Raw genomic sequence first — 13,152 nt, forward strand, 5'->3', positions numbered from 1 at the left:
ACTATAGTCTACAAAAAAGTAAGCGCTTTAGCAAAGGGGGTATGGAAAATGGATATCATTGGGGAGAATACGCTTCGATCATTATTAAAAGCAAAGGTTGAACTACATGGGGAAAAGAAATTTATTTGTTTTGAGGATGCAGATGGAAAAAGATTTGAAAAAAGCTACATCGAATTTCAACAAGAAGTTAATAAATTAAGTAATGCTTTTCTAGACTTAGGGATTCAAAAGCGAGATCATATTGTCCTACATTTGCCAAATAATATGGAGTTTCTATCCACTTGGTTTGCTCTTGCCAATATTGGTGCCATTATGGTTCCAACAAATATTTTATCTACTGCAGATGAGATGAAGTATATTATCAATCACTCAGAAGCGGTTGTACTTATGACTGAGGTTGAATATTTGGATAAATTTGAACAAATCCGAGATGAAATCCCAACAATTCAAATGAGAATTGTTACAAGAAACATGAAGTCCATTGAAAATGTTTTAAATTTTGATGTTTTACTAGCAAATGCCTCAGACAATACTGAGAATTTACCGGAAATTGCTTCAGAAGATGTCGCAGCAATGTTATATACATCTGGTACAACATCCAAACCAAAGGGTGTAGAAGTAACGCACGCGAACTATATATATGCAGGTGAATTATTATCGAAATCGATTAATTTAACAGAAGAAGATCGTCCATTTATTGTTCTTCCGCTTTTCCATGGAAATGCACAATATTACACTACAATGTCAGCGCTTGTCGTAGGAGCCAGTATTGCTTTAACAGAGAAATTTAGTGCTTCAAGATACTTTAAACAAGCAAAAGCTTTAGGTGGAACAGTTGGCTCATTATTTGCGGCACCCATTCGAATGATTCTCGCAAAAGAATATGACACAGCTGACCAAGTTAATTCGATTCGATTAATTATGTTTGCGCAATCCATTGCTGAACACCAAATCACTTCTTTTGAAGAGAAATTTAATCTGAAATTATTACAAATGTATGGCATGACAGAAACCATTGGCGTCCCATTAATAAATCCAATAAATGATATTAGAAAAAATATGAGTATTGGGAGACCAAGTATTGGCTATGAAGTTAAATTACTGGATGATCATGGCTATGAAGTAACTAGAGGTGAAGTGGGCCAAATCGCTGTAAAAGGGGTTCGTGGCAGAACATTGATGAAAGGCTACTTCAAAAACGATGAGGCTACAGAACAAACCTTCCAAGGTGACTTTTTATTAACGGGTGATAATGCTCGCATCGGAGAAGATGGTTACTTTTATTTCGTCGATCGTAAGAAAGATATGATTAAACGTTCAGGGGAAAATGTTGCAGCAAATGAAGTGGAAAGTGCATTAGTTGAACATGCTGCTGTTTATGAAGCTGCTGTTATTGGGATTCCAGATGATATGCGTGATGAAGCAATTAAAGCATATGTCATTTTAAATAAAGATTCAATAGTGACTGAAAGTGAGTTAATTGATCATTGCAAAGCAAGATTAGCAAAGTTTAAAGTTCCGGATTTAATCGAATTCGTAGAAGATTTTCCACGAACACCTGTTGGTAAAATTCAAAAACACATTCTACGTAATTCAATTTCTATATAAGAAAGAAGGGGATTTTATTGAAAAATGCAAGGGTATTGTTAGCAAGTGTAGCTGGTTCGATTATTGAATGGTATGATTTTTACCTTTATGGTACTGCAACTGGACTTATCTTTTCTACTCTGTTCTTTCCCTCATCAGATCCATCTATTTCGATTTTAATTGCATTTGCTACTTTTGGTGCTGGTTATGCAGCTAGACCAATAGGGAGTATAATTTTTGGGCACATGGGCGATCGCATAGGACGTAAGGCTTCACTTATGCTAACACTTATCGGAATGGGTGGAAGTTCATTCCTTATTGGGTTGCTTCCAACATACGCACAAATCGGCGTTGCTGCTCCTAGCTTACTCGTGTTGTTACGACTCCTTCAAGGGATTGCGCTTGGGGGTGAATGGGGAGGAGCGGTATTACTAGCAACTGAATCTGCAAAAAAAGGCATACGTGGGTTCTTTGGTTCGATTCCTCAACTCGGTGTACCTATCGGATTAGTACTTGGAACATTTAGTTTTACTTTAATTAGTTCGTTGACAACAGAAGCACAATTTATGTCATGGGGATGGCGTATTCCGTTCCTATTTAGTGCAGTACTGATTGTTTTAGCCGTTTGGATTCGTAGTGGAATTGAAGAAACACCTGAATTTAAGCAGAAAAAAGAACAAGGCGAACTGGCAAAGGTACCAATTATCGATGCCTTTAAATACAACAAAAAAGATATTCTTCGTTTGATTGGTTTAAAACTTGGAGATGGTTTTTTCAATGTATTCTTAATGTCATTTATCTTAGTTTACGCAACAACACATTTAGGGTATAGCAGAGATGTAGCATTATTTGCTTTAATGATTAGTTGTGCAACCATGATTCTTTCAATTCCGTTAGTCGGTTACTTATCTGATTACATTGGACGTAAAACCATTTATATCAGTGGAATCGTTGCAATGCTATTGTTAGCAATCCCATATTTCACGATGATTCCTCAAAGCACAACCGCGTTTTACATTATGCAGGTTCTCTTACTTGGTGTCATTTGGGGAGCTATTTTCTCAACCCAAGGGACGTTATTCTCTGAATTATTCCCTGCAAATGTTCGCTACACAGGTCTATCACTAGGTTATCAAGTAGCCGCTGCGATTGTTGGATTTGGGCCTATGCTTTGGACTGAATTAGCGTCAAAATATGGCGCAGCACCTTATATATTTGGTGGTTTTATGATTTCAGGTCTTGTGATTTCATTGATTTTAGCAATCTTTGCACCAGACACTCGCAAAATTACGCAATATGCAGATCATTCAGAAGCTGAGGAGAACTATTCATCAGAAAAAGTTTCTGTATAAATATGATAAAGTAGAGGCTAAAACCTCTACTTTATTTTGAGGTGAAACGATGAAAAAACAAGTAGCGATTGTTACTGGAGCAGCTAGCGGGATTGGCCAAGGCATTGCGATTGCATTAGATCAAAAGAATGTTCAAGTTGTATTGGTTGATAAAAATCCTTGTCAAGAAACATTGGATCAAATGCAAGGTAATGGGCATGTTGAACATTTAGGGGATATTCGAGAAGCTGAGTTTATCCAATATGTAGTCAAAAATACAGCAGAAACTTTTGGCCATATTGACATTTTAGTAAATAACGCTGGAACTGCTAGTAGATTGAATTTAGAAACGATGACAATTGATGATTGGAACCGGGATATTAATACAAACTTATTAGCAACCTTTTTATTCACGCAAGCAGTGGTTTATCCATACATGAAAGAACAAAAGTCAGGTCGTATTGTAAATATTAGTTCCATATCCGGTTTAAATGGTGGGGCGAAATCAGGTGATGAAACGGTAGGGAGATCTGGTCCAGCCTATGCTGCTTCTAAAGGTGGCAGCATTGCACTTACCAAATGGGTTGCGCGTGAAATTGGACAATATAACATTACTTGTAATTCAGTCGCACCCGGTGCAACTGAAACGGGTATTACAAGAGGCGTGCCGTACGACACAAGCCATCAATCTATTAATCGCATGGGGCAACCTTCTGAAATTGCATCAGCTGTAAGTTATTTGGTCTCAAAAGAAGCTAGTTATATTACAGGCCAAGTGATTATTGTCGACGGTGGGGCTTATATGTAAATAAAGAGGATTAGGTTTCAACATATTAGAAAGGGTATGATAAGATGACTATCTATGAATATCGAGAGAAAAATTATTTATCAAAACCCTTCATTCCTAGACGTGAAGAGCCAAAAGTTATTAAAAAGACAATTTCTGATAAAGGGACTGTTTACTCAGTAACAACAAAATATATTCCACCGACTGAATTTGCGAAAGATTGCCCCTATCCTATCGCGATCATTCAATTAAAAGATGTTCCGATAAAGGTAACAGCACGTATGGAAGAACCTGTGAAGATAGGAGACACTGTTTACTTCACGAAGTTTGAAAAAGGTACTTATCATTTTAGAAAACAAAGGGTATTTAAATAGTTTTATATTAAGGTATTGTATTGTGAAGTATTTATCATAATGCAATGCCTTTTTCATGAGGAAAATAAACAACAATATCATAACTACCGTTTTATAAGCACTTACGTGATAAAATAGTGCTAAGAAACAAATATAGATTTTTTTGAGAAAAATTCTAATTGAAGGAAGTGCAAAATATTGAATTTTGAAATGGTTATGCAGGAGCTTGAAGCCTTGGGGAAAGAACGTACTAAAAAAATATACATGTCCAATGGTGCGCACGAGCCGCTTTTTGGCGTGGCTACGGGAGCGATGAAGCCAATCGCCAAGAAAATTAAGAACAATCAACAATTAGCCGAAGAACTCTATGCAACAGGAAACTATGATGCCATGTACTTTGCAGGAATTATTGCAGAGCCAAAAGTGATGACAGAGTCAGATTTTGATCGTTGGATTGATACAGCGTACTTTTATATGCTGTCCGATTTTGTGGTAGCCGTAACTTTAGCTGAGTCAGATATTGCACAAGAAGTTGCAGATAAATGGATTGGAAGCGGAGATGAGTTGAGAATGTCTGCTGGATGGAGTTGCTACTGTTGGCTATTAGGTAACCGTAAGGACCACGAATTTTCTGAGAGCAAGTTAGCGAGTATGCTTAATCAAGTAAAACAAACCATTCACGAATCGCCAGAACGAACAAAATCCGCCATGAATAATTTTCTTTACACAGTAGGAACTTCTTATATACCACTTCATGAAAAGGCGATTGAGACCGCAGCAGCTGTAGGAATCGTTGAAATGAAAAGAAACAATAAAAAAAGCAGTTTCCTAAACGCCTACGAAAGTATACAACAACAAATCGAAAAAGGAAGAATTGGTTTCAAACGCAAATATGTCAGATGTTAATAAGTTAAACGGAATTGGTGGTAACTACAATCGATGCAAAATAAAAAAGGATAGGGAACGACCTATCCTTTTTTATTATATAAATTTATTAAAAGATTAGAGCATCAAGTGAGATAGATCCTGCGCCCATGAATACCATTCCTAGTGCAATAGCGATTAAAACTAAATTGTACTCGATTCCGCCTTTATCTGCGAACAGTCCATTTTTACCAGTGACAGTAACCATTGCAACAATCATAGGAATAATGATTAAAATAGAAGCTAGTGGAGTTAAGAATCCAAGTACGAAAAGAATACCTCCAACGAATTCTCCTAGACCTGCTAATAGTGCCATAAATTTACCTGGTTTAATACCAATTTGTTCAAAGAATGCACCCGTTCCTGCAATTCCACCACCATTAAACCAGCCAAACGTTTTTTGTGAACCGTGGATTGCATAATATAAACCTACAATCACTCTTATAATTAAAAGGCCAATTGCTGCCATTAAAAATCCCTCCGAATGTATTTACATTTATTTTGTTTCAAATTTAAGTATCTTGAAACTGAGCTAATTATATAGCGCAAAAACGTAGGATACCATCGGGCATAAGTCTGAAGTGAGAAAGAAAGGTTGTAGTGTCTTTCCTTAGACTTTAATTTTTAAAGATATCAAATATAAACAAAAAGGTAAAAAGACAAGATAAGTTAATTTAGCATAGAAATAAATGTTCTTTGAATGACTTTGGTACATTAAATTTTGTCAAAAGTGAAGGGAAAGGGACGATCTAAACCTTCTCGATCGTCGTTAATACACCGACCCTCGTTTTAAAGGTCGTAAGCCATTTATTTCAGCATTTGTTATACTTGATGAAGGTCCGGAACTTTACACGCTTGTTAAAGCAGATGATATACAATCGGTGTAAATTGGCCAAAAGGTTCCAGTGGATTTTGATGAGTTGGCAGGTAGAACAGTTTATGTATTTAAATTGGAAGATTGATACAAATGGTTAGAGAAGTTTAATCCGATTCAAGAACTTACACCTAAAGGGATTCAGACAGCAGAATCAGAGATTGAACTAATATAATTGTATTGCAACTGGATATGATGCGATAACAGGTTCACTACTCATTAAATTTGTGATGGCTTCTATAAAAAATAACGAATTATTTTTTAAGAAACGATTAAAATGTTCGTATTTATACAGTGAAAGTGCGATTCTCTCATCGGCCAGATAAACGTTAATTTTATAAAAAGCGAATATTAATGTTTAACTATTTGTTTCCTGAATGTAAATGATTTATTGACAAATAATCCATATTTGTTAAGGTTACCAATTTAATAACAAAAAGGGAAAACCCCAAGTTTAAACAAAGTTATCGTATTCTATACGTTAATTTGTATTCGCTTGGGGTTTTTTCTACGATTCTATGAAATGTTTCCGTAAGTGATGCAGTGTAAAACGGGGAGGGGGGAGGCCTGCTTTTTTCAACTTATCTTTGAAAATGACATGCAAACCACGAGGATCTAATGCTTTATGGTTTTTATTCAAGAAAACAAGTTCAGATGGATAAAATTGATATGATCTCAAATTTGCTTTATAGCTATTTGAGAAGCGGAATTAAGTGAATTAAGTGCGGGTGAAGAGGAAATATCCGTTCTTTTTTCCTTTTCCTTCAATTCGAATTGTTTCATTTACAAAATCCAGTTGTTCCCATGTTAATGAAACGGGTTCAGAACGTCTTAAACCGGTCATAGCTAATAGTTTAAACATTACCTCATTCCGCTGAGCAAAACGTGAATGGGGGTGTTCTAGATAGCGAAATAACTGTAGTAGATCCATAAAGATATTACAGGGAGTTTACCACCAGTCTTTGGTGAATTAATACGTGCATAAAATCATGCTGTAAAAAAGTGTTCTTTTAGACGATACTTGCTGAATGATTTTAAAAATGAAATTTTTCGATTAACGGACCGAGGCATTTGTTTTAATGATTCCAATTGATATTGAATGAATCGACGACTTAGGTCTTGGTAATATTATTTAAAACAGTTGAACAGCCATGATTCGTTAAAAACGTTAAAAAGAGATGCAAATCGTATTTATAACTGGTGACTGTATTAAGCGAGTGATTTTTTCAATTTCAATATACAATACAAATTCATCAATGGCAGCATGTAGTTGCAAGAATAAAACCTCCAGAAAAATATTAAACAATAATTCTTATCTGTACAAAATCATCCCATTATCGTAAAAAAGGAGAGTTATCGTACATATGAAAATTATCAGGAACTTAAGTATTACAAGTCGAAAACAGATATTATGGGGAATTGGCGTTGGCGTATTCAAGCCCTCCTTTTCGCTAATTCTTTTTAGTTTACATAATATATATTCTAGGAAGTTGCGTTTCATTTCAAAAGTATACTTATAATAGTGAGATATTTGAGATTTTTAGACAATAAAAAACTTCAGCATCTATTACTGAAGTTTATCCGGATCTAACTAATTTTTAGAATTTCGATTCATTTTAAATCTTTTTCCTTCATCTGTTGAATCCATTGCTGGAATTGTTCTTTCTTTGTAATCCATAAATCTTTCACAGATTTTTTAACGCTATTCAAGTCAGTTAATTGATCTAACCGTTTTGCAAATTTAATCTGATTAATTTCTTTGCGACTCATCCTTGAATTAATATCTATTTCATTGCTATGATCTACCAAGTCTAGATAACTTATGGCTACTTCTAACTTTCTTTCAGATAATTTCAAGTTAAGTTCAATCAATGCAATTGTTATGAATGAAATAGCTAAAATTAATACGATAAAAATATAAATCAATGTCTCGCCTCCAGTCCTGTATTTCTATTACCACTTTTCCCCTATTTATATGCTTTCATAACGAATTAATTACATTATTTTGAAATATACGTTACAATTTCAAGTCATGTATGAATTTTGATGAAATTAAAAAGAGAGTCTATCCGAAGATAAACTCTCTATAATTGGTTCATTATTCCATTTGCTATCAACTGCTTCAAATTACGCCAATTCTATAATATTAGGCACTACATACATCTGATTTAGCTAATTTACATCCTCATTGGATTAATCGATATTGATTAACAGGTCTGCCTACGCCTCCATATTGAATATCAATTTTCACTTTGTTTTGCTTTTCGAGATAGTCTAAATAACGGCGTGCTGTTACTCTCGCTATACCAACGCCATTTGCTACTTCCTCAGCGGAAATCGAATGCTCTTGAATCCCAATATATGTAACAATTTTCTCTAGCGTTGCAGCATTTAAGCCTTTTGGTAATTTGATATCAGTCGATTGCACAGTTGTTTGTTGATTGTGAAGCAAAGTATCTAATTCTTTTTGTGTCATCTCATTTTTTTCACTGATTTTCGTTTTAAATTGCCTATAATTTTCTAACGTGAGCTTCATCCGATCAAAAGAAAATGGCTTCATAATATAATCGAAAATCCCTAATTGCAACATTTTCTGAATAGTTTTCATATCATTGGCAGCTGTTACTGCGATAACATCAACTTTAAATTCCTTTTCCCGAATTTTCCTTAAAGTTTCAATCCCATCTTGTTCAGGCATGAAAATATCCATAAATACTAGATCTGGTTTTAATTGTTTAATTTGTTGAATTCCTTCTACACCGTTTTTAGCGGTACCGATCATCCTGTAGCCAGGTACTTGTTCGATAAATTGTCGATTCACTTGGCGCACCATTGGGTCATCTTCTACTAATAGAACTTGAATTGGTTGCATTCCATTCATCCCCTCTTATAAGTAAAACGTTACGAATATACTTGTCCCTTCTCCGACAGTACTTGTCACCTCAATTGTCCCATCTAGTTTTTTGACGATATCTTGGATCAGATAAAGACCAATTCCATGATTTTCATTATTCTTTGTTGAATATCCATTGTCAAAAATACGGGCTTTTACTTCATCTGACATTCCAATACCGTTGTCTTCTACAAGAATTGATAGAATATCTTCATCTTGATCGATACTGATCATGACTTTTCTATCTTCTTTTTTTGAAAGTTGCAAAGCTTCAAAGGCATTTTCAATTAAGTTACCGATGATTACAACAAAATCATTGAAGTCCATTTGTTCTGGGATTTTGGTCAATTGACTATTCATATCAATTTCTACATCTATTCCAAGTTCTTTCCCATGATTTATTTTACTTAATAATAAACCTGAAATATTTTGGTTTTTAATACGATCATTTAAGAAGTTAGCGATTTCATCTTGACTTTCTTTTACCTCTTTTATATAAGAAAGTGCTTGTTGATAATGACCTAACTGTATAAGACCAGCTATGGTGTGTATTTTATTTTTGTGCTCATGGTTTTGAATACGCAAAGCTTGTACAAATTCTTTTACACCTGTTAGCTCTTCCGCAAGCTTTTTAAACTCCGTTCGATCTTGGAAAATAGCAATGGCTCCTACTGTTTTTCCAGCAACAATAATCGGTACACGGTTACTCATAATATTATGTTGATTTACGAATAATTCTTTATTGTATACAGGCTGATTATAATCAAGAATTTCAGGTAATCTAGTATCCGGTAATATATCAAAAATTTTCTTTCCAACTAAATTTTCATCTGTTATTCCTAGTATTTGCTTTGCTTTTGTATTAAAGATTGTTACCGTGAAGTCATTATCAATTGTAATAATTCCCTCATGCATTGCATTAAAAGTTTCCGTACGTTCTGTGTACATTTTAGCAATTTCATGAGGTTCCAAATTAAACATTTGTTTCTTCATGTTGCGACCAAGAAGCCATGCCCCCCATGCGCCAAATAAAAGCGATAATAACGTAGCAATCAAGATTTCTTTCCGAATACTATATAAAATTTCAGGAATTGTCGGTAGTCTGTATCCTACGATTACTACTCCTATTTGTTGATGCTTGTCATTCATAATTGGAACAAACGCTCGAATCGTCTTTCCGACTTCCCCTTGCGCTTTCGACAAATAATAGTGTTCAGCAAAAGCAGCATTCTCATCGCTTGTTTTTGATTTTGTACCAATTAAGTCTTTTTCAGGGTGAGATAGTCTTATATGGTCCATATTTAAAACCACAATGTATTCTGCTTTATTAATGATACGAATTCCTTCTATCGTGTCATTTATCACCTTTGCTTGATCTATTGGTTTTTTATCCAATGATAATTGATTCGTCACTTCAGGAAGTTTGGCCACTGTACGCGCATTAAGCATTGCCTGGTTCCCTAATTCCTTTTCTTTCGTCGACAAGATATTCCCAATTACAAAAATACCCGCAACTAAAAATGAAAATACAATGATGAAGAAGGTGAGCGACATAATTTTACCGTTCATGGACAACTGCTTCTGTTTCACCATTCTTCCTCCAATCTGCTAGTATACTCATATTGTATCACCTGGAATTATGTTAGAATAGAAATATAATAAAATGTCAGAATTGTTGGTGATTGCATGAAAGTATATATTACAACCGCCATTTTAACCATCGTGCTGCTCCTTGGTTCAATTGGCTTTAAGCAACAAGTTTGGCAAAACTCATCCTTACCTAAGGATGAGGAGCAGCATGGCTTGAATAATCAAATAGTAATTAATTTTAGCCATGTTGTAGCAGAAGACACGCCAAAGGGTCAAGCAGCCATTAAATTTGCTAAAGTTTTAGAAGAAAAATCAAATGGTAGAATTCATGTGGTTATTTATCCAAATGGCATGCTTTATAACGATGATAATGAGTTGAAGGCATTACAAAATGGAGAGGTCCAAATGATTGCTCCTACATTTTCTAAAATGACCAACACGATTCCTTCTTGGCAAGTATTGGATTTGCCGTTCCTATTTCATTCAGACGAAGAAGTTGAAAAAGTATTAAATGGAGATATCGGAGAACAACTTTTAAATCAATCCAACCACGCAGGTGTCAAAGGACTTGCCTTTTGGAATAATGGTTTTAAACAAATGATTTCGGAAGATAAACCATTAGTTCGCTTGGAAGATTTCAAAGATTTAAAAGTCCGTGCTATGCCGAGTCAAGTTTTACAATCCCAATTTAAATTACTGGGAGCAAGTGCAGTGAGAACATCATTCGATGAGTTATATTCTGAAATAGAAAATCATGAAATCGATGCTCAAGAAAATACATTATCTAATATCTATTCAAAGGGATTTTATAAAGTTCAAAAACATATCACCATTACGAATCACGGGCTTTTGGGCTATGCTGTATTGATAAATGAAGATTTTTGGAATAGCCTGCCTCAAGATTTGCAAGAGGATGTTGAACAAGCAATGGATGAGGCAACAAAATGGAACTTCAAAATTGCAAAAGAAATGAATGAGCAAGATTTAGAAAAACTAAAGAGAGATCCTAATATAGATATTTCTACTTTGTCTGTTACAGAACAGAGGAAATGGATGAAGCAATTTAAACCGATTTATAGTGAATACAATAAACAAATAGGCTCCGTCTTTCTTAAAGAAATACAATCAGAGATCAATAAGTAGCATCTGTATTAGTACAAAATGGACAAAATTAAATAATTTTTTGAAAATTTATTAACCGAGAACTTGCTTCTCGGTTTTTGTTTTTCATTGATATAACTGGATTTACATACCTTCCTGCATCTTTTTAAGTAATTGAGACCAAAAAGACCAAAAAGAGTTTTATAACCATAATAATTTAATTTTATTAAATGAATAGTATGATATTTCATGTAAGCGATAACAAATAATAACTCACAAAGAAGGTATGGCTATGAGAATAAACTTTAAAAACTTAACCGTTCAAGTTATCTGCGGGATTATTTTAGGTATTATCGTAGGCTTAGTGTTCCCAAGCTTCGGTTCTCAATTAAAAATACTTGCAGATATCTTTATCAAGCTAATCAAAATGTTAATTGCACCAATCATTTTCTTAACCGTTGTTACCGGTATTGGCGGTATGGGGAATTTAAAGAAAGTTGGGAAAATCGGTGGTAAAGCATTAATTTATTTTGAAATCGTTTCTTCTATTGCATTAGCAATTGGTTTAGTAGTAGTTCACATCATTCAACCGGGACATGGTTTAGATACATCATCTGCAAAAGCTGATTCAGTAACTGAATTTACAAAACAAGCTGCAGATTCTGAACATGGTTTTGTTCCATTTATCATGAATATTATTCCTGATAACTTCATTGGTTCACTTGCAAGTGGAGAATTATTACCAGTATTATTCTGTGCAGTATTGTTTGGGGTAGCAGCTGCATCAATCGGTGATCCAGTTAAACCGGTAATTAAACTTTGCGAACAAATTTCTGAAATTTTCTTTAAAATTATTGGATTGGTAATGAAATTATCTCCAATTGGAGCATTTGGTGCGATGGCCTTTACAATCGGGAATTTTGGCCTTGGATCATTAAAATCACTCGGATTGTTAATGGTTTCCGTTTATATTACAATGGCACTTTTCGTTCTCATTGTACTTGGACTAATTGCAAAATTCTTTGGCTTTAATATTTTGAAATTCTTAAGCTATATTAAAGAAGAATTATTACTTGTGTTAGGTACATCATCTTCTGAATCTGCTCTACCATTGATTATGAAAAAACTAGAAAAATTCGGTTGTTCAAAACAAGTAGTTGGTTTAGTTGTTCCTACAGGTTATTCATTTAACTTAGATGGTACTTCCATTTACTTATCAATGGCAGCAATGTTCATCGCTCAAGCATATAATGTTGACTTATCATTATGGCAACAAATTTACTTATTAGGGATTTTAATGATTACATCAAAAGGTGCAGCAGGTGTAACAGGTTCAGGGTTTATCACATTAGCTGCAACACTAGCAGCCTTCCCAATGATTCCTGTAGAAGGGATTGCACTACTAATTGGAGTTGACCGCTTCATGTCTGAAGCACGTGCTATCACAAATATCATTGGTAACTCCGTTGCAACAGTAGTTGTTGCGAAAATGGAAAAAGAATATGATCCTGTTCAACATCAAGAACTTGAAAAAGAAATTGCATTATCACATAAACACGCACATACACATTAATAGCAGAACGTCATAACAGGAACTCGATCTCCTAGACAATGACTTTCAATAACAAACCACCCGCACTCTCCTCGTTGCGGGTGGTTTTTTTATTTAAATGCTAAACGCGCCCGATTTGAGGAAGATAGCCTAAAAAACG

12 protein-coding genes and 1 pseudogene are annotated in these 13,152 nt (G+C 34.6%); 7 read left to right on the top strand and 6 right to left on the bottom strand.

Annotated features, from left to right (window positions below; translation table 11 throughout):
- Positions 1-48 precede the first annotated feature (48 nt).
- From ACWV26_RS09600 to ACWV26_RS09620, 5 genes are all read left to right on the top strand, one after another.
- The gene (locus ACWV26_RS09600; protein WP_455898117.1) at positions 49-1,608 is read left to right on the top strand and encodes an AMP-binding protein; all 1,560 of its coding nucleotides are present in this window, start codon (positions 49-51) and stop codon (positions 1,606-1,608) included.
- A gap of 17 nt (positions 1,609-1,625) precedes the next feature.
- Complete coding sequence (locus ACWV26_RS09605; RefSeq protein ID WP_455898118.1) at positions 1,626-2,939, top strand: MFS transporter; 1,314 nt, start codon at positions 1,626-1,628, stop codon at positions 2,937-2,939.
- Between the two features lie 49 nt (positions 2,940-2,988).
- Complete coding sequence (locus ACWV26_RS09610) at positions 2,989-3,726, top strand: SDR family NAD(P)-dependent oxidoreductase (protein WP_455898119.1); 738 nt, start codon at positions 2,989-2,991, stop codon at positions 3,724-3,726.
- Between the two features lie 44 nt (positions 3,727-3,770).
- Entirely contained in the window at positions 3,771-4,079 is a 309-nt protein-coding gene (locus ACWV26_RS09615) for an OB-fold domain-containing protein (RefSeq protein ID WP_455898120.1), read from the top strand.
- 177 nt (positions 4,080-4,256) lie between these two features.
- A complete protein-coding gene (locus tag ACWV26_RS09620) occupies positions 4,257-4,964 on the top strand; it encodes a DNA alkylation repair protein (protein ID WP_455898121.1) in 708 nt (235 codons plus the stop codon).
- An 88-nt stretch (positions 4,965-5,052) separates the two neighbouring features.
- Here ACWV26_RS09620 and ACWV26_RS09625 read toward each other — a convergent pair whose 3' ends face one another.
- The 6 genes and pseudogenes from ACWV26_RS09625 to ACWV26_RS09650 all read right to left on the bottom strand — a co-directional run bounded on the left by ACWV26_RS09625 (position 5,053) and on the right by ACWV26_RS09650 (position 10,318).
- Positions 5,053-5,451, bottom strand: coding sequence for a DoxX family protein (locus ACWV26_RS09625; RefSeq protein ID WP_455898122.1), 399 nt, complete (start codon positions 5,449-5,451; stop codon positions 5,053-5,055).
- 1,123 nt (positions 5,452-6,574) lie between these two features.
- On the bottom strand, positions 6,575-6,718 hold the full coding sequence (locus ACWV26_RS09630; protein WP_455898123.1) for a tyrosine-type recombinase/integrase: 144 nt from the start codon (positions 6,716-6,718) through the stop codon (positions 6,575-6,577).
- Positions 6,719-6,968: 250 nt separating this feature from the next.
- Positions 6,969-7,043: pseudogene (locus ACWV26_RS09635) on the bottom strand (hypothetical protein); the annotation flags it as partial.
- Between the two features lie 424 nt (positions 7,044-7,467).
- Positions 7,468-7,782, bottom strand: coding sequence for a hypothetical protein (locus tag ACWV26_RS09640; RefSeq protein WP_455898124.1), 315 nt, complete (start codon positions 7,780-7,782; stop codon positions 7,468-7,470).
- Positions 7,783-8,041: 259 nt separating this feature from the next.
- Positions 8,042-8,728, bottom strand: coding sequence for a response regulator (locus ACWV26_RS09645; RefSeq protein WP_455898125.1), 687 nt, complete (start codon positions 8,726-8,728; stop codon positions 8,042-8,044).
- A gap of 15 nt (positions 8,729-8,743) precedes the next feature.
- A complete protein-coding gene (locus tag ACWV26_RS09650) occupies positions 8,744-10,318 on the bottom strand; it encodes an ATP-binding protein (RefSeq protein WP_455898215.1) in 1,575 nt (524 codons plus the stop codon).
- A 117-nt stretch (positions 10,319-10,435) separates the two neighbouring features.
- Between ACWV26_RS09650 and ACWV26_RS09655 the strand changes: the two genes are divergently transcribed.
- Both ACWV26_RS09655 and ACWV26_RS09660 read left to right on the top strand, forming a co-directional pair.
- Positions 10,436-11,482, top strand: coding sequence for a DctP family TRAP transporter solute-binding subunit (locus ACWV26_RS09655; RefSeq protein ID WP_455898126.1), 1,047 nt, complete (start codon positions 10,436-10,438; stop codon positions 11,480-11,482).
- 250 nt (positions 11,483-11,732) lie between these two features.
- Entirely contained in the window at positions 11,733-13,013 is a 1,281-nt protein-coding gene (locus tag ACWV26_RS09660; protein WP_455898127.1) for a dicarboxylate/amino acid:cation symporter, read from the top strand.
- Positions 13,014-13,152: the final 139 nt, after the last annotated feature.

This window comes from Rummeliibacillus sp. JY-2-4R (genome assembly GCF_053847205.1).

Coding starts and splice junctions, on each gene's coding strand:
- ACWV26_RS09600 (WP_455898117.1), top strand. CDS start 49: ATGGATATCATTGGGGAGAATACGCTTCGATCATTATTAAAAGCAAAG.
- ACWV26_RS09610 (WP_455898119.1), top strand. CDS start 2,989: ATGAAAAAACAAGTAGCGATTGTTACTGGAGCAGCTAGCGGGATTGGC.
- ACWV26_RS09615 (WP_455898120.1), top strand. CDS start 3,771: ATGACTATCTATGAATATCGAGAGAAAAATTATTTATCAAAACCCTTC.
- ACWV26_RS09625 (WP_455898122.1), bottom strand. CDS start 5,451: ATGGCAGCAATTGGCCTTTTAATTATAAGAGTGATTGTAGGTTTATAT.
- ACWV26_RS09630 (WP_455898123.1), bottom strand. CDS start 6,718: ATGTTTAAACTATTAGCTATGACCGGTTTAAGACGTTCTGAACCCGTT.
- ACWV26_RS09645 (WP_455898125.1), bottom strand. CDS start 8,728: ATGCAACCAATTCAAGTTCTATTAGTAGAAGATGACCCAATGGTGCGC.
- ACWV26_RS09650 (WP_455898215.1), bottom strand. CDS start 10,318: ATGAACGGTAAAATTATGTCGCTCACCTTCTTCATCATTGTATTTTCA.
- ACWV26_RS09655 (WP_455898126.1), top strand. CDS start 10,436: ATGAAAGTATATATTACAACCGCCATTTTAACCATCGTGCTGCTCCTT.
- ACWV26_RS09660 (WP_455898127.1), top strand. CDS start 11,733: ATGAGAATAAACTTTAAAAACTTAACCGTTCAAGTTATCTGCGGGATT.